General features: G+C 36.9%; 19 protein-coding genes. 7 read left to right on the top strand and 12 right to left on the bottom strand.

What is annotated here, in order from left to right; all coding sequences use genetic code 11:
* Positions 1-38 precede the first annotated feature (38 nt).
* Positions 39-974, top strand: coding sequence for a tRNA (adenosine(37)-N6)-dimethylallyltransferase MiaA (gene miaA / locus AYC65_RS15310; protein ID WP_034869586.1), 936 nt, complete (start codon positions 39-41; stop codon positions 972-974).
* A gap of 63 nt (positions 975-1037) precedes the next feature.
* Here the strand turns inward: miaA and AYC65_RS15305 are convergent, their stop codons facing one another.
* The 4 genes from AYC65_RS15305 to AYC65_RS15290 form a co-directional block, all read right to left on the bottom strand.
* Positions 1038-2450, bottom strand: a complete 1413-nt coding sequence (locus AYC65_RS15305; protein WP_034869585.1) for an efflux transporter outer membrane subunit — start codon at positions 2448-2450, stop codon at positions 1038-1040.
* 15 nt (positions 2451-2465) lie between these two features.
* Positions 2466-5642: an efflux RND transporter permease subunit gene (locus AYC65_RS15300; RefSeq protein WP_034869584.1), complete on the bottom strand. Its 3177-nt coding sequence runs from the start codon at positions 5640-5642 to the stop codon at positions 2466-2468.
* Between the two features lie 72 nt (positions 5643-5714).
* A complete protein-coding gene (locus AYC65_RS15295) occupies positions 5715-6878 on the bottom strand; it encodes an efflux RND transporter periplasmic adaptor subunit (RefSeq protein ID WP_034869583.1) in 1164 nt (387 codons plus the stop codon).
* 249 nt (positions 6879-7127) lie between these two features.
* On the bottom strand, positions 7128-7724 hold the full coding sequence (locus AYC65_RS15290) for a TetR/AcrR family transcriptional regulator (protein WP_034869581.1): 597 nt from the start codon (positions 7722-7724) through the stop codon (positions 7128-7130).
* A 230-nt stretch (positions 7725-7954) separates the two neighbouring features.
* Between AYC65_RS15290 and AYC65_RS15285 the strand changes: the two genes are divergently transcribed.
* The gene (locus tag AYC65_RS15285) at positions 7955-8509 is read left to right on the top strand and encodes a thioredoxin family protein (protein WP_034869642.1); all 555 of its coding nucleotides are present in this window, start codon (positions 7955-7957) and stop codon (positions 8507-8509) included.
* Positions 8510-8617: 108 nt separating this feature from the next.
* Here AYC65_RS15285 and AYC65_RS15280 read toward each other — a convergent pair whose 3' ends face one another.
* The 5 genes from AYC65_RS15280 to AYC65_RS15260 form a co-directional block, all read right to left on the bottom strand.
* The gene (locus tag AYC65_RS15280; RefSeq protein ID WP_034869579.1) at positions 8618-9040 is read right to left on the bottom strand and encodes a DUF1330 domain-containing protein; all 423 of its coding nucleotides are present in this window, start codon (positions 9038-9040) and stop codon (positions 8618-8620) included.
* A 4-nt stretch (positions 9041-9044) separates the two neighbouring features.
* The gene (locus AYC65_RS15275; protein ID WP_034869641.1) at positions 9045-9383 is read right to left on the bottom strand and encodes a GIY-YIG nuclease family protein; all 339 of its coding nucleotides are present in this window, start codon (positions 9381-9383) and stop codon (positions 9045-9047) included.
* A gap of 16 nt (positions 9384-9399) precedes the next feature.
* Positions 9400-9825, bottom strand: a complete 426-nt coding sequence (locus AYC65_RS15270) for a MarR family winged helix-turn-helix transcriptional regulator (RefSeq protein WP_034869577.1) — start codon at positions 9823-9825, stop codon at positions 9400-9402.
* A 205-nt stretch (positions 9826-10030) separates the two neighbouring features.
* On the bottom strand, positions 10031-10522 hold the full coding sequence (locus AYC65_RS15265; protein ID WP_034869575.1) for a DinB family protein: 492 nt from the start codon (positions 10520-10522) through the stop codon (positions 10031-10033).
* Between the two features lie 5 nt (positions 10523-10527).
* Positions 10528-11166, bottom strand: a complete 639-nt coding sequence (locus AYC65_RS15260) for an MBL fold metallo-hydrolase (protein WP_034869573.1) — start codon at positions 11164-11166, stop codon at positions 10528-10530.
* A gap of 126 nt (positions 11167-11292) precedes the next feature.
* Between AYC65_RS15260 and AYC65_RS15255 the strand changes: the two genes are divergently transcribed.
* Together AYC65_RS15255 and AYC65_RS15250 are read left to right on the top strand one after the other, a co-directional pair.
* The gene (locus AYC65_RS15255; protein ID WP_078674692.1) at positions 11293-12066 is read left to right on the top strand and encodes a GLPGLI family protein; all 774 of its coding nucleotides are present in this window, start codon (positions 11293-11295) and stop codon (positions 12064-12066) included.
* 4 nt (positions 12067-12070) lie between these two features.
* Positions 12071-12880 (top strand): GLPGLI family protein, encoded by an 810-nt coding sequence (locus AYC65_RS15250; protein ID WP_034869569.1) that lies wholly within the window; start codon positions 12071-12073, stop codon positions 12878-12880.
* A 32-nt stretch (positions 12881-12912) separates the two neighbouring features.
* Here the strand turns inward: AYC65_RS15250 and AYC65_RS15245 are convergent, their stop codons facing one another.
* Complete coding sequence (locus tag AYC65_RS15245; RefSeq protein WP_034869568.1) at positions 12913-13794, bottom strand: AraC family transcriptional regulator; 882 nt, start codon at positions 13792-13794, stop codon at positions 12913-12915.
* Between the two features lie 136 nt (positions 13795-13930).
* On the opposite strand from AYC65_RS15245, the gene AYC65_RS15240 reads away from it, so the two are divergent.
* On the top strand, positions 13931-15199 hold the full coding sequence (locus tag AYC65_RS15240; protein ID WP_034869566.1) for a M24 family metallopeptidase: 1269 nt from the start codon (positions 13931-13933) through the stop codon (positions 15197-15199).
* Between the two features lie 53 nt (positions 15200-15252).
* On the opposite strand, the gene hemH is transcribed toward AYC65_RS15240, so the two are convergent.
* Together hemH and AYC65_RS15230 are read right to left on the bottom strand one after the other, a co-directional pair.
* A complete protein-coding gene (hemH, locus tag AYC65_RS15235) occupies positions 15253-16284 on the bottom strand; it encodes a ferrochelatase (RefSeq protein ID WP_034869565.1) in 1032 nt (343 codons plus the stop codon).
* A 33-nt stretch (positions 16285-16317) separates the two neighbouring features.
* Complete coding sequence (locus AYC65_RS15230; RefSeq protein ID WP_034869563.1) at positions 16318-17196, bottom strand: NifU family protein; 879 nt, start codon at positions 17194-17196, stop codon at positions 16318-16320.
* A 157-nt stretch (positions 17197-17353) separates the two neighbouring features.
* Here AYC65_RS15230 and AYC65_RS15225 point away from each other — a divergent pair, with 157 nt between their 5' ends.
* The gene (locus AYC65_RS15225; protein ID WP_034869561.1) at positions 17354-17878 is read left to right on the top strand and encodes a gamma carbonic anhydrase family protein; all 525 of its coding nucleotides are present in this window, start codon (positions 17354-17356) and stop codon (positions 17876-17878) included.
* A gap of 11 nt (positions 17879-17889) precedes the next feature.
* Positions 17890-18600, top strand: coding sequence for a class I SAM-dependent methyltransferase (locus tag AYC65_RS15220; RefSeq protein WP_034869558.1), 711 nt, complete (start codon positions 17890-17892; stop codon positions 18598-18600).
* Positions 18601-18608: the final 8 nt, after the last annotated feature.

The following is an 18608-nucleotide window of genomic DNA, read 5'->3' as shown; positions in this document are numbered from 1 at the left end:
TTTTGACCTTTGAAACGATGACTGATAAAATATCAGCGATGAATATATTACGGATGAAACAAAATAATAAACTTCTGATCTCTGTCGTAGGACCTACTGGTATAGGTAAAACTAAACTTGCAATTGAAATTGCACAGCGTTTTGGGACAGAAATAGTTTCATGCGATGCCCGTCAGTTTTTTAAAGAAATGCCTATAGGTACAGCAATGCCAGATGAAGAAGAACTGGCTGCAGCGCCCCATCATTTTATTGCTAATCTCAGTATTCAGGATGATTATTCTATTGGTAAATATGAAAAAGACGCTCTGAATAAATTAGAAGAGTTGTTTAAAAAGTATGATGTTGTAATAATGGTAGGGGGCTCCGGAATGTATGAAAGGGCTGTTATTGACGGATTAGATAAACTACCGGAAGCCAATGCAGATAATATCAGAAAACTGGAAGCTATTTTAGAATCTGAAGGTATTACAAAACTTCAGGAGCTCCTAAAAGAAGCGGATCTGAAGTATTATGAAAAAGCTGATATTGAAAACCCAAGAAGACTCCTAAGGGCATTAGATATTTATTGGCAGACAGGAAAACCATATTCTGATCTTTTGAATATAAGCCGGGAAGGTAGAAATTTTGATGTTCTCCGAATAGGAATAGAAGCTCCTCGAGAGGTCTTGTATGATCGGATTAATAAACGTGTGGATATTATGATGGAGAAAGGTTTACTGGAAGAGGCAACAGTACTTTATCCTTACCGTGAGAGGACAGCATTGCAAACAGTTGGTTATACTGAGCTGTTTAAGTATGTAGATGGCGAATGGACACTGGATTTTGCAGTTGAAGAAATAAAGAAAAACAGCAGGCGTTATTCAAAACGCCAGCTTACCTGGTATCGTAAAGCAGATGATATCCATTATTTGCAGCTGGGTTATACCCCAAAAGATCTCGAAGAGCTATTGAGACAATTATCTCTTATAAAATAAAGAAATCACGACCCTAAAGCCGTGATTCCCGTTTAAATAGATTATATAAAAATGGATTGACATTTATTTCCATCCGCCACCAAGGGCTCTGTAAAGATCTACCATGCTGCTCAAACGCTGGCGTTTTATAGAAGCAAGGTTTAGTTCAGCTTGAAGTGAATTTGCTTGTGCGGTAATCACTTCCAGATAATTTGCCATTCCGCTTTTGTAAAGCATCTGTGCATTTTTTATCCCGTCTTTCAGAGTAGATACCTGATCGACAGCTGTTAGTTCCTGTGTCTTTAACTGCTCATTAGAAGCCATAGCATCTGAGACTTCACCCATAGCATTCAGAACAGATTGGCGGAACATGAGTACATTTTTTTCACGTTGAATTTTTGCAACTTCCAGATCAGTTTTCAATTGTCTTTTCTGGAAGATAGGCTGGGTAATCCCTCCTAGTGCAGAACCGAACAATGATGCCGGAATCTGAAACCAGTTATCAAATTTGAAAGAATTAATTCCACCACCTGCAGTAATCTTCAGAGCGGGATACATATTAGCTTGTGCAATACCAACTAAGGCATTAGATTCCAATAAGGCCAGTTCATGCTGTCTTACATCCGGTCGGCGGCTGACTAATGCTGCAGGAAGTCCGGCGGAAATATTTGCAGGCATAGAAGCATCTGCAATATCCAGGGATCTGTTCACTGTGTTAGGAGCTTCTCCCGTAAGAATACTTAAAGCATTCTCCTGAATAGCAATATTCTGTTTCAGTTGCGAAATAAGAAGCTCGGTTGACTGCTTCTGTGCTTTTGCCTGTTGAATTCCCAAAGCTGTAGCATCACCGCTGTCCCACATTTTTTGTGTAATGGTTAATGTATTTTCACTTAGTTCCAGATTCGACTCTGCTATTTTCATTTGCTTGTCCAGCATAAGCAGGTTGTAATACCCCTGAGCAATGGCAGCGATAACCTGAGTCTGTATTGCTTTTGACGCTTCATACGTCTGTAGATACTGCATTTTGCTTACTTCCTTCTGGTTTTTAATTTTTCCCCAGATATCTGCTTCCCAGGAAAGGTTGAAAGCTGCATTATAGTCTTCTACATGGTTTTTTCCGATAAATAGATTCAGACTTTGACCATTCATACTGTTTTTAGAAGGCCTTGATATCTGTGCGGATGTCGTAAAATTAATATCAGGGAATTGTAAATATTTAGCCTGCAATAATCTTTCCTGCGATGCGGCTACCTGCTTCAATGCAATCTGTAAATCGAGATTATGGTTAATCCCTTTTTCTATTAACTGCTGAAGTGTCTGATCACCGAAAAATTGTTTCCAGCTCATATTGGCAATACTCGCTGTATCAGCAGTTGCCGTAAAACGGAACTCCGAGGGCAGCTGAAGATCAGGCTTTGTATAAGCTACTCTGGTTTTACAGGAAACCACAATTGCGGCCAGTGCTACTACCAGAAATATTTGATGTATTCTTTGCATGTCTATTAAATAATTTTAGTGTGAAGCAGGATGTTGATGAGCTAATTCTTTCTGAAGTGCTCTGCGTTTTTTCTTGCTTGGCATTTTTTCATGCAGGTACTGGAAGATTACGTATAATACAGGAATAATAAAGATTCCCAGTAAAACTCCGGTAAGCATTCCGCCAACAGTACTGATCCCGATGGAGTGATTCCCTTTTGCCGATGCACCTTGTGTCCAAACTAATGGAAGCATACCAATAATGAAAGCGAAAGATGTCATCAGAATAGGGCGAAGTCTTAGTCTGGATGCCTGAAGCGCAGATTCTATCAACGACTTGCCTGCTTTTCTCCGCTGAACAGCAAACTCCACAATCAGGATTGCATTTTTCGCCAGTAATCCGATAAGCATAATCAGTCCCACCTGAACATAAATATTGTTATCGATTCCTGCCAATCCGGTGAAAGCATATACCCCGAATATTCCCGTTGGGATTGTCAGAATAATAGCAAACGGAAGAATATAACTTTCGTACTGTGCAGAAAGCAGGAAGTAAACAAATAATATACTCAGCAGGAAGATAAATGCTGTCTGCCCACCTGCTTTAATCTCTTCACGGGTAATACCAGTCCATTCGTAACCATAGCCTCGGGGAAGTGATTGCTTAGCTACTTCTTCTACAGCTTTAATGGCATCTCCGGTACTGTATCCGGGTTTTGGTGTTCCGTTGATGGTAACGGCATTGAATAAGTTATTTCTTGTTACGGTTTCAGGTCCAAAAGTTCGTTTTAATTTAACTAGCGTTTTAGTTGGAACCATTTCACCCATATTGTTTTTCACATAAATACCTTCCAGTGAATTGATATCTGTACGATACGGAACATCTGCCTGGGCCATTACTCTGTAGTATTTACCAAATCTGTTAAAATCGGATACAAAGCTACTACCAAAATAAATCTGCATAGTCTGCATTAGTTCAGTGATGGATACACCTAGTTGTTTTGCTTTTTCAGAATCAACTTCTATTGTGTATTGTGGATTTCCGGCAGCGTACGTAGTGAAGGCAAATGCAATTTCTTTTCTTTTCATCAACTCACCAATAAATGCCTGAGTTGTTGCTCCTAATTGCTCGAAAGAGCCGTTAGTTCTGTCCTGCAGCATAAATTCGAAACCACTGACGTTACCAAACCCTTGTACAGTAGGGAAGTTGAAGAAGAATGCATTAGCATCTTTTACAGCACTTACTTTCCCTGTTAAAGCTGCAGCAATTTGATCAGGATCTTTCATATCCCCCCTCTTATCAATATCTTTCAGTCTGATGAAACCTGCAGAATATGGGGATGCATTAGCATTACTGATAAAGTTTAGTCCATCTGCTACCCAAAGGTGATTTGTGGCATTTTCCTTTTTTACAATTTTATCAATTTCCTCTGTAGCCCGGTGTGTTCTTTCCAATGAACTTCCTGGTGGAGTATTTACAGCATATAATACAAACCCCTGGTCTTCCGTTGGAATAAATCCGGATGGTGCTTTTTTGATAAGGAAAACACTGATTGCGGTAATTAGTACAAGACCACCTACAGCTACCCATTTATTCTTAATCAGGAATTTAAGGCTGTAAATATATTTACGTGTCATTGTATTAAACGCAGCATTAAAGGCTCTAAAGAATTTAGCACCAAATCCTTTTTTCTCCTGATGCCCGTGTTCTCCTTGCGGGTCATCCAAAAACAGAGCACAAAGTGCCGGACTTAGAGTAAGTGCATTAATTGCAGATATAATAATAGCAATAGCCAGCGTAAATGCAAATTGTCGGTAGAAAACACCGGCTGGGCCTTGCATGAATCCTACAGGGACGAATACGGCAGACATAACTAATGTAATGGAGATAATGGCACCCGATATTTCACTCATAGAGCTCATTGTTGCCTGTTCTACCGGCATACCTGTCTGTTCCATTTTGGAATGGACAGCTTCTACCACGACAATAGCATCATCCACAACAATACCAATAGCTAATACCAATGCAAACAATGTAAGCATATTGATACTGAAGCCAAATAGCTGAAGGAAGAAGAATGTACCAATAATTGCTACTGGAACGGCAATAGCCGGAATTAAAGTAGATCTGAAATCCTGAAGGAAAATGTAAACTACGATAAATACCAGAATAAATGCAATAACCAAAGTCTCTACAACCTGATGGATAGATGCATCCAGGAAGTCTTTAGAGTTGTACATAATAATTGGCTTTACACCTTTAGGAAGAGTCGTAGAGAACTCATCTACCTGTTTCTCAATCTCTGTAAGAATTTCGTTGGCGTTAGAACCTGCAGTCTGTAAGATTGCAAACCCGGCAACAGGTTTACCGTCTACACGATTTTCAGCAGTATAAGTATAAGAGCCTAGCTCTACTCTTGCAAGATCTTTTAATCTAAGGAAAGAACCATCTGCATTCGCTTTGATAACAATGTTTTCATAGTCATCATTTTTATTCAGTTTACCTTTATACTTAAGGATATATTCATAGGTCTCTTTACTTCCCTGACCCAAACGACCAGGTGCTGCTTCCAGATTATGGTCTTTAATTGCGGCCATTACTTCCTGAGGAGAAAGATTATTGGCTGCTAAACGGTCTGGCTTCAGCCATATTCTCATAGAGTAATCTCTTGTCCCAAATACCTGAGCTTGTGCTACTCCTGGAATACGCTGTATCTGAGGAATAACATTAATTTTCAGGTAGTTTTGAAGGAAGAGCTCATCATATTGCTTAGGATCTTCACTGTATAATCCCATGAACATAATAAAACTGTTCTGTACTTTCTGTGTTGAGATCCCGGATTGGGTTACTTCCTGAGGAAGCTGGCTCATTGCTTTAGATACTCTGTTTTGTACGTTTACTGAAGCATTGTCCGGATCGGTTCCCTGCTTGAAAAATACATTTAGAGTCATCGTACCATCGTTACTGGAATTGGAAGTCATGTATGTCATGTTTTCCACCCCGTTCACTGCTTCTTCAATAGGATTGGCTACCGAACGGGCTACAACTTCTGCATTGGCTCCCGGATAAAAGGCTGTAACCTGTACACTTGGAGGTGCAATATCCGGAAACAGTGTAATCGGAAGATTAAACAATGAAAGAGTCCCCAGCAATAGTAGTATTATAGAGATAACGGTAGAGAGTACCGGTCTTTCAATAAATTTTTTTAACATAAGAATTGAATTTTGAAGTATTCATTTGGGAATACTCCTTATTGTTATGATATTCTATAATTTCATTACCTGTTATAGAGGTTTTGCCTGAAGCAGGCTATCGGAGGAGAGTGCTTTTGGATTAACAAAGGCACCATCTTTCAACATTCCCAAACCTGTATAGATAATTTTATCGCCGGCTTTAAGACCGTCGGAAACAAAATAGTAACTGCTTGTTTTTCCTGAAATAGTAATAGGTTTACTGGTTACTTTCTTGTCTTTTCCAAGAATATATACATAGGTTTTGTCCTGAATTTCAAAGATTGACTCCTGTGGAATTACCAATGCACTGCTCAACAGCTGAGGCATGCGTACCTTACCGGTGTTACCGTTTCTTAGTGTTCCATTAGCATTAGGGAAAATAGCTCTTATGCTGATAGCTCCCGTGCTTTTGTCAAATTGACCGTCGATAATACTCATTCTTCCTTTCTCAGGATAAAGGCTGTTATCAGCAATTACAAGATCTACCATTGGCATATTTTTAATTTTTTCTTCCAGTGTAGCACCTGTATACTTGTTTTTAAAAGCGATGAAGTCCATTTCACTTAAAGAGAAATAGGCATAGATCTCGCTTACGTCCGAAAGTGTGGTCAACGGATTAGGATCTGTTCTGGAAATAAGGCTCCCTTTTTTATTCGGAATTCTTCCGATATATCCGCTTACTGGCGCTGTAATGGTTGTAAACCCAGCATTAATTCTTGCATTTCCTAAAGAGGCTTTTGCCTGCTCTGCTGCTGCAACAGCGACTGCATAATTAGCTTTTGCAGTTTTTAGCTGTACATCCGAAACAACTTTAGAACTTACAAGGGGAATTAAGCGGTCTACTTCTACTTTGGCCTTTTGTATGTTGGCATTAGCTGCCTGTAAATTAGCCTGAGCCATATTTACCTGCTCCCCGTAGGTACGGGAATCAATTTTAAATAAAGGCTGACCCGCTCTTACAAAAGAGCCTTCTTCTACATAGATTTTATCCAGGTAACCATCTACCTGAGATCTTATTTCTACATTGTTTTTTCCTTCAAGCGCAGCAGGAAATTCCTGATAAGTAGTAGCTGGTGAAGAAACTACAGTATATACTGGTACCTGCGGTGGCGGTGGAGCCTGTCCTGCAGTTTCCGAGGCTTTGCTACAACTGTTTAGTAGTAATATGATACCAGAAAGCAGTATAATAATTCCTGATTTTTCAAGCATTTTCATTATAATTTCAGATTTTTTTGTTTTTAGGCTTAGTTTCTGTTTTTACAGATTAAAATAAGGTTAATAGGTGTAATATTTTCTAACAGTGTTAATAATTAAATAAAATATAACTGTCTGAAAAATAGAGCGTGTCAAATATCCGGACGCATTAGTTTTATAAGTTTTTTAATTAAAAAGTGTGATGAACAGTATGTTTATTATTTGTACGTTAGTTTTCCTAACAGTGTTAATATTTGGTTCAAAAAAAATTTACAAAGATTTAATAAAAGAAACAACTGCCTCATCAAAAGTAGATTTGTTCATTGTTTCTGGTATATCTGCATTACGCATCATCATAATAGAAATCATTCCGTGTACTGCAGAGAATAGGGCATGAGATTTATGACAAGCTTCCTCTGTATTGGAACCGTTTTTCTCAATAATTCTATAAGTACAGTCGTAAATCATCTGCTGGAAAAGCGAAAACTCGTCTTTCATCTGGCCTTTACCACAACACTGCATTCCCAATCCGAACATGAGCTGATAATACTCTTTATTTTTAAATGCAAAATCCCAGTATGCATTTACTAAAGCGGTTAGTTGTTCTTCCGGGGTTTCATATTTCTTTTGGGCTTTTATTAAGTCTCTTTGTAAGAGTTTAAATCCCTGAAGAGAAATTTCAAAGAGGATGGCATCCTTATTTTCAAAATGATCATATACTACCGGAGCGCTATATTCTATGGCATCTGCTATTTTTCTCATAGAGAGTGATGCCCATCCTTCCGTTTTGGCCAGATTGAATGCCGCCTGCAAAATGTTTGCACGCACCGATTCCTTTTCCCGCTGTCTACGTTCATGTACTCCCATGATAATTTTTCCTAACAGTGTTAGCAAATTTACAGTACTTATTGTTCTGTTTCCAAATAAATTTTAAATTTTAACATTTTCGAAGTTTATAAAAATGTGATAGGCTATATTTTTAAAAGAAATTTTATCTTTGTTGTTGAGTTAGTAGAAGCACTTTATAATCGAGTGTGAATGGATCTGTTTATAGGAATGGATTTTTAAACGCTTATAACTTTATAATAATTAAAAAAATGGCAACAACACCTTCTAATATGCTGGCTTTAGGAACTAAAGCACCTTATTTTGAACTAGAAAATCCTCTGACAGAAACTTCCGAGAATCTTGAAGAACTAAAGGGCAAGAAAGGAACTTTGGTTGTATTCATGAGTAACCATTGTCCATTTGTACAACATGTAATTGATAAAGTAGTTGAATTGCATGAAGATTACCAAGCTGAAGGAATTCAGGTGATAGGTATCAATGCAAATGATCTGGAACAGTCTCCTGAAGATTCACCAGAAAAAATGCTGGACTTCATTAAAGAAAGAAATATTACATTTCCGTATTTGTATGATGAGAGCCAGGCAATCGCTAAAGCTTATCAGGCAGCTTGTACTCCGGATTTTTATTTGTTCGATGACAAACTGGATTTGGTATACAGAGGACAAATGGACGAGTCTCGCCCAGGAAATCAGAAGGAGGTTACCGGTGAAGATCTGATTATTGCATTTGAGAACTTACTGGCTGATCAGCCACAGGAAGAATTTCAGATACCAAGTGTAGGATGTGGTATTAAGTGGAAATAAATTATAAAGAATTACTTTATAAATAGATAATGGCCGGAAGTGATTCCGGCCATATTTTTGTTTTTATATTTCAGAATAGGGGTAATTTTATTCATATGAATTACAAGATTACAATGAGAATTCTTCCAATGGTAATAATCTGGAATCTTCAATAGCAGCGGTTCTGTGCCCTGTGATTTTCATATAATCTTCATTCTGCTCAAAGCTGAAAAAGTCACTAACACTTTTTTGTCTTATCAGCATGCATAGATCCCAATACTCATTTTCAGGTCCTATCAGAAAGTGATCTCCTTTTCCTATAAATAAGATTTCTCCGCCGCTGGCTTCTAAAAAAGGTTTTGCTTCCTTAATGTAAGTAAGATAAGCTTCATGGCCACTTATACTACATGACGGTTTCAAATCTGGATGTGCGGAATAATCTGCTTCTTTCTTTAGCTTTATCAGATTCAGATTGACAAGACTTCCTTGTATGTTTTTCTGAAAGAGGTGCTTGCCAGCTTCAAAGCTTGGAGATAAGTATTTTTTATTCATTGTATTAGTATATTTCTGTATCAATACTGTCAAGGTAAGCCTTTTCGGCTCTCATTATTTCCTGACGATAATTGATATACTTATTGTCCTGAGGGTGGATGACAGTTACAAATTCAAAAGTGAAGTTTTCGCTTCCTTGTTCAGTCCAGTCATTTTGCAGTTGAGGATTCGTAAATAGTCTGCCATTAAGCAAGAACTTAATTTTATTGACTAGAGCTTCCATATTCAGAGAGCTCTGAACATATTGTTTTTCTGTTATATTATTTCTTATACTAAGGACTCCCATGGTTATTTTATGGGCTTTTGCTTTTTCCCTTAATTCTTGTTTTAATGCATTTTTCATTTCATTATCATATAGATTATTGTATGTTTCCACCCAATTCGAATAAAAATTCGGTAACGGCCTTTAGAGACTTTCCTTTCTTCGATGAAAGAATCTCTTTGGTAATATTCTCAGCTGTTATTTGGGCTTCTTCTAATATTTTTTTCCCGGTAGAAGTTATTACAACATAGCTTACTCTGGCATCTCTTTCATTTGTTTCCCTTGTTACAAGCCCTGTTTTTTCCAAAGGATTTAACAGGCGGGTTACGCCGGAAGCTGTAAGACCAATTTTGTCAGCCAGATCAATTCTGCGCGTTTTGCTTTCAACAGAAGAATTGAGGATATACAAAATGACAAAATCATTGAACCCTAGCCCATGTACACTAAGAGAATCAAATTTTCTGGCAATAACCGACTGCAGTTTATTGATGTTGACTAAAAGTAATAATTCGGTACTTATCATTGATATATGTTTGATTTATCAAGTATTTTAATGATGCAAATATATGCATTTTAATTAATTACAAAATTTATTTTTAAATTAATTATTATTTGTTTTTGTTACGTTTACAGAAATGTGGAAAATATTGTGAAAAACTTTATTTGGATATATTCAATAAAAAAGCTCATCGATATTGATGAGCCTGTTTACTATTGAGTAATGATTTTTATGCTTCGTCAGCAGACGGTCCGTATAGTCCGGGAACAGGAATGTCCAGCATTCTTAGATATAAGCTCAGCTGTCCTCTGTGATGGATCAGGTGATTGTTGATGATAAAACGTAATGCTCCAATTCTAGGAAGTGTAGTGATAACATGATCTCCGGCTTTTAGTGTATAAGTTTGCAGCCAGAAATTTTCATCAGTACTGTTAACAAAATTGATATTGTTTTCTACTCCTTTTGCAAGAATATCCTGTAGCTCTGCGAAGGATGCTGCCTTTAACGGAACATAATCTGTATGGAAATTAAAGTTGTCTCTTTCTAAGGCGGTTTTTAGCCATAAATGCAATTCTACAATGTGGGAAGCCAGTTGTAATGCAGACATCGATTTTTGATGGGGTTTCCAGGAGGCATTTTCATCTTTAAGTCTCTCGATAATTCTTCGAGTATTATCTGCCTCTCTTTGATTTTCAATAAGGATTCCGTCTTTAATGCTCATATGTTTTATTTTAAAAATGGATTATGTTCTTTCTCAAATCCTATTTTAGTAGGATTTCCGTGTCCTGAGAAAACTTCCGTGTCTTCTGGAAGAACCAGAAGTTTAGTTTTAATACTATCGATCAACTGATCAAAGTTGGCTTTGAACAGATCTGTCCGTCCAATACTTCCTTCAAATAAAACGTCTCCGGAAACAATGAACTTGCCGTTCGGATTATGATAGCTGATGCTTCCTGGTGAATGTCCCGGAGTGAAATAAATATGAAATACTTCATCACCTAATTTTAATTCATCACCTTCATTAAGGAATTTTAGATCCCCATTAAAATTCTCGAAATCGAATCCAAAACGTTGTGCGGAAAGATTACCCATTTTCAGAATTTCTTCTTCATCCGGATGGAGATATACAGGAACTTTATAAGTGTCGTGTGCCCACTGTAGTCCCAGAATGTGATCAATGTGGGCGTGGGTTAGTAATATCTTTTCAACTTTCAATCCATTATCGGCAATAAAAGATTGCAGGGCTTCCGTTTCTTTTGGATGAACATTTCCCGGATCTATAATCCATGCTTGTTTCTGATCATTGTATATGATGTAAGTATTCTCAGAAAAAGGATTAAAAGGAAAAATCTGTATATGCAGCATTTGAAGAAAAATTATAAATTTACGTAAGACCAAATTTACGAAACCTTTTCATCGGTTCACCGCGAAAAGTAATATTTAGAATATTTAATAATATGAAAAAAAAGACTATCAGGATTTCTTCTTGTTTTGGCAACGCTATGCCTCTTCGCACAGAATAAAACCTTTGTTTATCAACTGGATTACAGATACAGTGATAAGAAGGATGACAAAAAGAAAGAAACATTTACACTTGATATTGTAAACCAGCAATCTGTTTTCAGGACTGAAGATGAAAGGATGTCTGACTCTCTTCTGTCAAGTGGTAAGTATGGCTTTGGTATGGGGTCTAATATGGAAAGTCAGATTTATGTTATGAAAAATCTCAATGTAAATGAGATTAAAAAAAGCTATAAGACTCATCTTAGAGACTATTATTATGTAAAAGTAGACGAGAAAATGAACTGGAAAATTCTACCAGATAAGGATAAAATCGGAGATTTTGAAGTACAGAAAGCTGAGGTTAACTATGGTGGAAGAAACTGGGCAGCATGGTTTACCACTGAAATTCCGATTCCAGAGGGTCCATATGTTTTTAATGGATTACCAGGATTAATAGTAAAGGTAAAAGATAACAAAGGTGATTACGATTTTACACTAAAGGCTATAAGAAAGAATAAAGGAAATCTCTTTTTTAGAAAAAGAGGGCTGGAGATGAGTTATCCAACATTTAAAAAACTAATGATGGATTATTATAACGATCCGTATGCAGAAATAAAGTCAAAAGGGGTTGGAGTTTGGAAAGATGATGGCTTTGGAAATCCTGTAAAAGCAACTTATAGCGAAATGACTCCCGGGGTACAAAAAAACATAAGAGAAACGAATAATCCTATAGAGCTCAATTATAAAAACGATTACAAATAAAAATATGATGACCATTAAAAAACTATTATTACTATCTTTTTCTGTATTGTTTCTGAGTATTTCCGCCCAACTCAGAACGTTTGTTTATGAAGTCAAATACAAGGGCAATCCGGATAAAGATAGTATCATAACTCTGAAAATGAATCTGGATGTTATGGATAAGCAATCAGTTTTCAGAACCGATAAGCAAAAAGAAACTGATTCGATTTTTTCAAATACAGGAAGATGGACATGGTTTGATACAGGATTTGGGAATCAGCTATATATCTCTAAAAATCTGAAAACGAAAGAAACCTTTAAAAATGTGCAGAATGCAAGAGAGCTTTATGCCATCCCAATAAAAGAAAATCTACTGTGGAAGATATTGCCTGATAAAGACAAAGCAGGAGAATTTGCTGTGCAAAAAGCTACTACCAATTATGGAGGCAGGAACTGGACGGCATGGTTCGCAACAGAAATTCCGATTTTAGACGGACCACATGTCTTTAGTGGTCTTCCCGGACTTATTGTAAAAATAGAAGATGAAAAGAAAGATTACCAGTTTGCACTTACAGAAATTAAAAAAAGTGGAAGACAACTTTTCCAAAGAGGAAAAGGTCTTATCTTGACATGGGCACAGTTTCAGAAACTGGCAAAAGATTATTACAATGATCCTTTCAAAGAATATAAAGCCGGACAATCGAAACTAAGAGTAGTTGATGAACATGGTAATGTACTGCCAATTGATTATAAAGACATGACTTTATCCGAGCAGAAACAAATAAGAGAAACAAATAATCCTGTAGAGCTCAATTATAAAATTAGTTATCCATAGTCCTGTGGAAAAATAATGCTGTAGTGCATTTATTAACGAATAGTCTGCCTGTATTCTGAGGGGGTAAGACCTGTATGCCGCTTAAAGAATCTACAAAACATGGATGCATCGGTGAAATTTAGCTCTTCTGCGATTTCTGTGACCGTTCTCTTTTGAGTAATCAGCAATGATTTGGCATGTGCAGTAACGACTTCATTGATCCATATAAGAGCAGGTTTTCCGGTACTTTTTCTAATTTCAGTAGTAAAATATCTGGGTGTTAAGCATATTTTATCTGCATAAAAATTAACGCTGCGTTCTTGTTTATAGTACATGAAAAGTAGCTTTAGAAAACGGTCTGCTAATGATTCAGGTTTTTGATATGCCTTACCCGATGGCTGTTCAGAGGTGTATACTGATTTAATTTCATTTACCAAGGCCAGAACCAGATACCTTAGTTTTTTATATTTATCAGGATCGTTATCTCTGAAGAACAATTTGCTTATAAAAGAATGATAATCTTTGAAGATTTCAATATCTGCCTCTTTTGGTTTTATGCATGGAAAAGATCTGATTTTTTGAAAAATATCAAACTCATTTATCAGAGGTTCATCCGACATCAGTTCATAAGAGAAAAATAAGGTGTCAATATGCAAATCATTTGAAATATTTAAAGGCTCCAGCATTGTGTCAGGCAGAATAATCATAATAGTACCCGGATTTAACTCCTGTTCCTGAAAATTTATTCTTAGCCTGGCTTCCCCCTGTATGCATATTGCACAGATAAAACCATCTACAAAATGTGGATGTTTTGTCAGGTGCTTTCGTACATCATCAGGAGATTTGTTTATAGCTATTCCTGTAATAGTTTTAATTCCGAATTCCGATGCAACAAAAGGAATGTTGTAATTGTCAATCTGTGTCTTGTCGTACATATTGTATGCAATGTATGACTAATTATGCTGCTAAAAGTAGAAATACAAACATATTGCATGTTATTGCAAAGTAATGAGCAATAGTTCTCTGTGTTTATGCAACGTACTTTGTTCTTATTAATTCAAGTATAAAATTATGAGAACAACAATGTCAATTCCTACACCTTTATCTTTTGCAGAACGTGATCGCCGCTGGCAGCTGGCGAGAAAAATTATGAAAAATAATAATCTGGATACACTGATTATTTATGGAGATCGCGAGTCTGCGGCTCCGGCACCTTTTTGTATTGATCATTATTTTACAAACGATCGCCTGGGGTCAGTTGTAATATTTCATAAGGAAGAAAAACCAGTAGTTGTAACTTTCGCACCCATGATGATAGCAGATCATATGCAGGCCATGTCGCGTGGGGACCAGCAGTGGATATCCCCTGAACAGATTTATGTAGGCAAAACCGGAGAATATATCGGACAGGTATTGAAGAATATTGGACTTGGTGAAGCTCCACAAATTGGTATTATAGGATTAGAGCCATATCCGCCATTTTATTTTGACGGAGCATTACCACACCGTACATGGAAAGGTATAACAGCGGTTTTTCCTAAAGCAGTATTAAAACCGGTATTCTTAGATTTTTTCAAACTTGCATCCGTGAAAAGTGAAGAAGAACTTTCGTTGATAAGATATGCTGCACATATAGGTGAAGAAATGAGTGAGGCAATGCGAAAAACAATAAAGCCGGGAGTAAGCGAGGCTGAAGTTGCCGCAGTCATTACAGCAACCTGTATTTCTATGGGAGGTTTTACCGCAGAAATTTTGTTAGGTTCAGGGGCTGAATATTTTGGATGGGGCCCACCAGCGTGGCAATACCGTTCGCAGGCTCCAAGAATTATACAGGAAGGAGATATTGTACTGTCTGAGATATTTGCACTATATGGTATGTACGAAACTCAGCACCAGGCTGCAGTTGCAGTTGGGAAAGTTCATCCGGATATAGAGAGGGCAGCTGAGGTAGCCCGGGAATGTTATGAAATAGGTGTAGAAAACCTAAAAGAAGGTGTTACTTTCGGAGAAGTAATCGATGCGATGGAGAAACCTTTATTGGCTGCTAAAGGGTGGCATGTGCATCCGCTTATTCACAGTATTAATCCTTACGGACCTATTGGTTTTGGTACGGCGCCGGGAATCGAATCTCTTCAGCAAGCTGGTAATTATGGTAATGTAGGAAGGCTGCCAAATCCAGGACGTAATATCGTTCTTCGGGAAGGGATGTGCTTTGCATTTGAACCTAATTGTGCCTTTGGAAATTATCTTGCCAATATCGGAGGAACTGTGATTGTAGGGAGAGATAAAGGAATAGAGCTTAATTCTAATTCGACATTTCTAATGCGGGCAGATTATTAGGCTAAATAAAAAAATACCTGAGGATAATTCAGGTATTTTTTCAACAATTTATATTAATATAATTCTTCACAGAGTTTTTTCATGACCTGTATCCATTCATCATTGTCATTTAAACAAGGAATATAGGAGAAGGATTTTCCGCCGGCATGTTCGAAGATTTCTTTTCCTTCTTCAGAAATTTCTTCAAGCGTCTCCAGGCAGTCTGAAACAAAAGCCGGACATACAACAGCTAAATCTTTTACTCCCTGCTTAGGAAGACTTTCCAAAGTAGCATCTGTATAAGGCTGAATCCATGGATCTTTTCCCAATCGTGACTGGAAAGTAAGGATTACTTTGTCCTCAGCTAATCCTAATTTTTCACGGACTAAACGGGTCGTTTCATAGCAATGATTCAGATAGCAGTATTCATTGAAATGATGAGGTCCTTCAGCTCTGCAGTTCTCCAGATTACAGGTTTTTGTAGGATCTGTTTTATAAATATGTCTTTCAGGTACACCATGATAAGAAAACTGAAGTTTATCAAACTTCTCAGGCAATTGCTTTCTGATACTGCCAGCAAGAGCATCAATGTAAATATCGCGGTTGTAAAAAGGTTTTACATACTTAATCTTTACATCAGGGAATTTTTTCTTTCTTACCTCTTCAGCTTTTACACTAACGGTTTCGGTAGTACTCATAGCATATTGTGGATATAAAGGGAAAAGAATGATTTCGTTTACTCCTTTATCTACAAGATCCTGAATTCCTTTTTCAATAGAGGGTTGTGCGTAACGCATCCCCAATGCTACAGGAACATCTACTACCTGCTGAAGTTTTTTTTGTATCTGTTCTGAGATTACAATCAACGGTGACCCTTGATCGGTCCAGACTGTTTTGTAAGCTTCTGCGGACTTTTTTGGACGGGTTTTCAGAATAATTCCTTGTACCAATAGAGATCTGAACAGCCATCTGGTATCAATTACCCTTTCATCCATCAGAAATTCATCAAGATATTCTGTTACATCTTTTACGGATGTGGATTTGGGAGAACCAAGGTTAACCAGTAAAATTCCTTTTTTAATATTTGAAGTCTGAGGGTTACTCACAAGTTTTTTATTATTGGTGTTTGTAATAGAGAATTATCCGTTAACAGCTTCAACATTGTTCACAAGCTCAGGAACAAATTGTTTCAGAATTCCTTCAATACCGTTTTTCAATGTTGCTGTAGAAGAAGGACAGCCGCTACATGCTCCCTGTAATAACATTCTTGCAGTTTTGCTTTCTTTATCATATTCAATTAAAGAAATTTTTCCACCATCATTTTCTACTGCAGGAGATACATATTCATTTAGGATATCACTGATTTTTTGTTCATCGTCAGTATAATCACGGTTAATGATTTTTTGTACCGGATTTTCATGCTGATGTGCAGGAACATTGCTGATAGGGTTACCGTTCTGAAGGTAATCTGCAATAAAGCCACGTGCATCCATCATTACCTCATGCCATTGTACATTATCCGTTTTGGTAAGTGCTACAAAGTTATCACTGATGAAAATTTCCTTTACGTAATCCAGTTTTTCAAAGACTGTTTTAGCTAAAGGAATATCTGTAGCCTCTTCAGGTGTGCGTACTTCCAGAAAGCCTTCCAGTAAAATTTTGTTGGAAACAAACTTCATTACCGCAGGATTTGGAGTCATCTCAGCATATAATGTATACTGTTCTTTTTTCTTTGGTAAAAAGATTTTTGGATAAGCCAGTAACTGATCTTCAATTACATTTTTAAGGCTTTGAGCTACAACATCCCACTCAACAGTATCTTCTTTAGCTACCGCAATAAAATTAGCAGTAATAAAGATACGGGTGATAAACGGATAGTTGAATAATTCCTGTGCAACAGGGATCTCTGAAATATCAGAGTTTCTATCCAGTTCCAAAGAGCCTTCAATTAAAGTATGTCCAGCGACAAACTTTAGGACTTTTGGATTTTCAGTAGGTTCTATTAAGATTTGATACATTGTTATTTTGAATAAAATGAATACAAAAATATCGTAAATTGGTGGGTAATAAAAATCTAAACAGGACTTAAAATCAGTGAAAGGCTCAAACTGTTGATGGATAAAGGTTTGCGGGTATTCGATTCTTTCGATTGATTTTATTTATAAAAAATAAATTATGGCTTTAATAAAAGAATTACTGGGGAAAACACCAGAGTTTGGAGAGAATGTTTATCTGGCAGAAACTGCAACGATAATTGGTGATGTTAAAATGGGGAAAGACTGCAGTGTATGGTTTAATGCAGTTATTAGAGGAGATGTAAACAGTATAAGAATCGGTAATCAGGTGAATATCCAAGATAATGCAATGATTCACTGTACTTTCGAAAAGACTGAAACTATAATTGGAGACAACGTTTCTATTGGCCATAATGCGATTGTTCACGGGTGTCAGGTACATGATAATGTTCTTATTGGGATGGGGGCTATTGTAATGGACGATTGTGTCGTAGAAAATAATTCGATTGTTGCAGCCGGAGCAGTTGTTACTCAAGGGACACATATTAAAGCCGGAGAAATCTGGGCCGGAGTACCAGCGAAAAGAATAAAATCGGTTTCTGTAGACTTGCTGGAAGGAGAGATTCACAGAATATCGAATAACTATATTAAATACTCTTCTTGGTATAAAGAAGGCGGAGAATAAGCTATTGTTAATTGGAGGAAATCTATAAACCTGAGCGGGTTAAACAACTTTTTAATCAAATGTCGGATACGTACGAGAGGATGAATTTTATTACATCCTTTGGGTTTTCTATTCGATGGAGAAAACAATTTTTAGAGAAGTTAAAATCATCCAAAGATTCGCTGCAGGTTTTAGATTTACTATCAGGGCTTGGTGAGAACTGGAGTTATCTTAAAAACAAATTTCCTAATGCGGCGTTCTCGGCATTAGATTTTTCGGAGCAAATGGTTCTGAAGTCAGAACAGAAATCTCGCAAGATATTTAACCAGAACTTTAAGCAATATTGCGAAGATGTATTGGAAAATACACTTCCTTCAGAGGCCTATGATGTCGTTTCGTGTGCATACGGAATGAAAACATTTAACCAACAACAACTTGAAATTCTTTCTAAAGAATTATATAGAATAATGAAACCTGGGGGTGTATTTAGCTTTGTAGAGGTATCAAAACCAAATAATAAAATTCTTTATAGCTTTTATAAACTTTATTTGAAGAGGATAATCCCAATACTGGGAAAACTTTTTCTGGGAAACCCTAATGATTATAAAATGCTTTGGGTTTATACTGAGAGATTTGAAAATAGCAAAAAAGTTAAAGAAATATTTGAGAAGCAAGGATTTGAAATTCATTATGAAAATTATTTCTTTGGTTGTGCCTCTGGAATTAGCGGAAGAAAACAATAGCTTGTTTT

It is taken from the genome of Elizabethkingia bruuniana (genome assembly GCF_002024805.1).
Lineage (GTDB): Bacteria > Bacteroidota > Bacteroidia > Flavobacteriales > Weeksellaceae > Elizabethkingia > Elizabethkingia bruuniana.
This window is presented reverse-complemented; position numbering and strand designations above follow the sequence as displayed.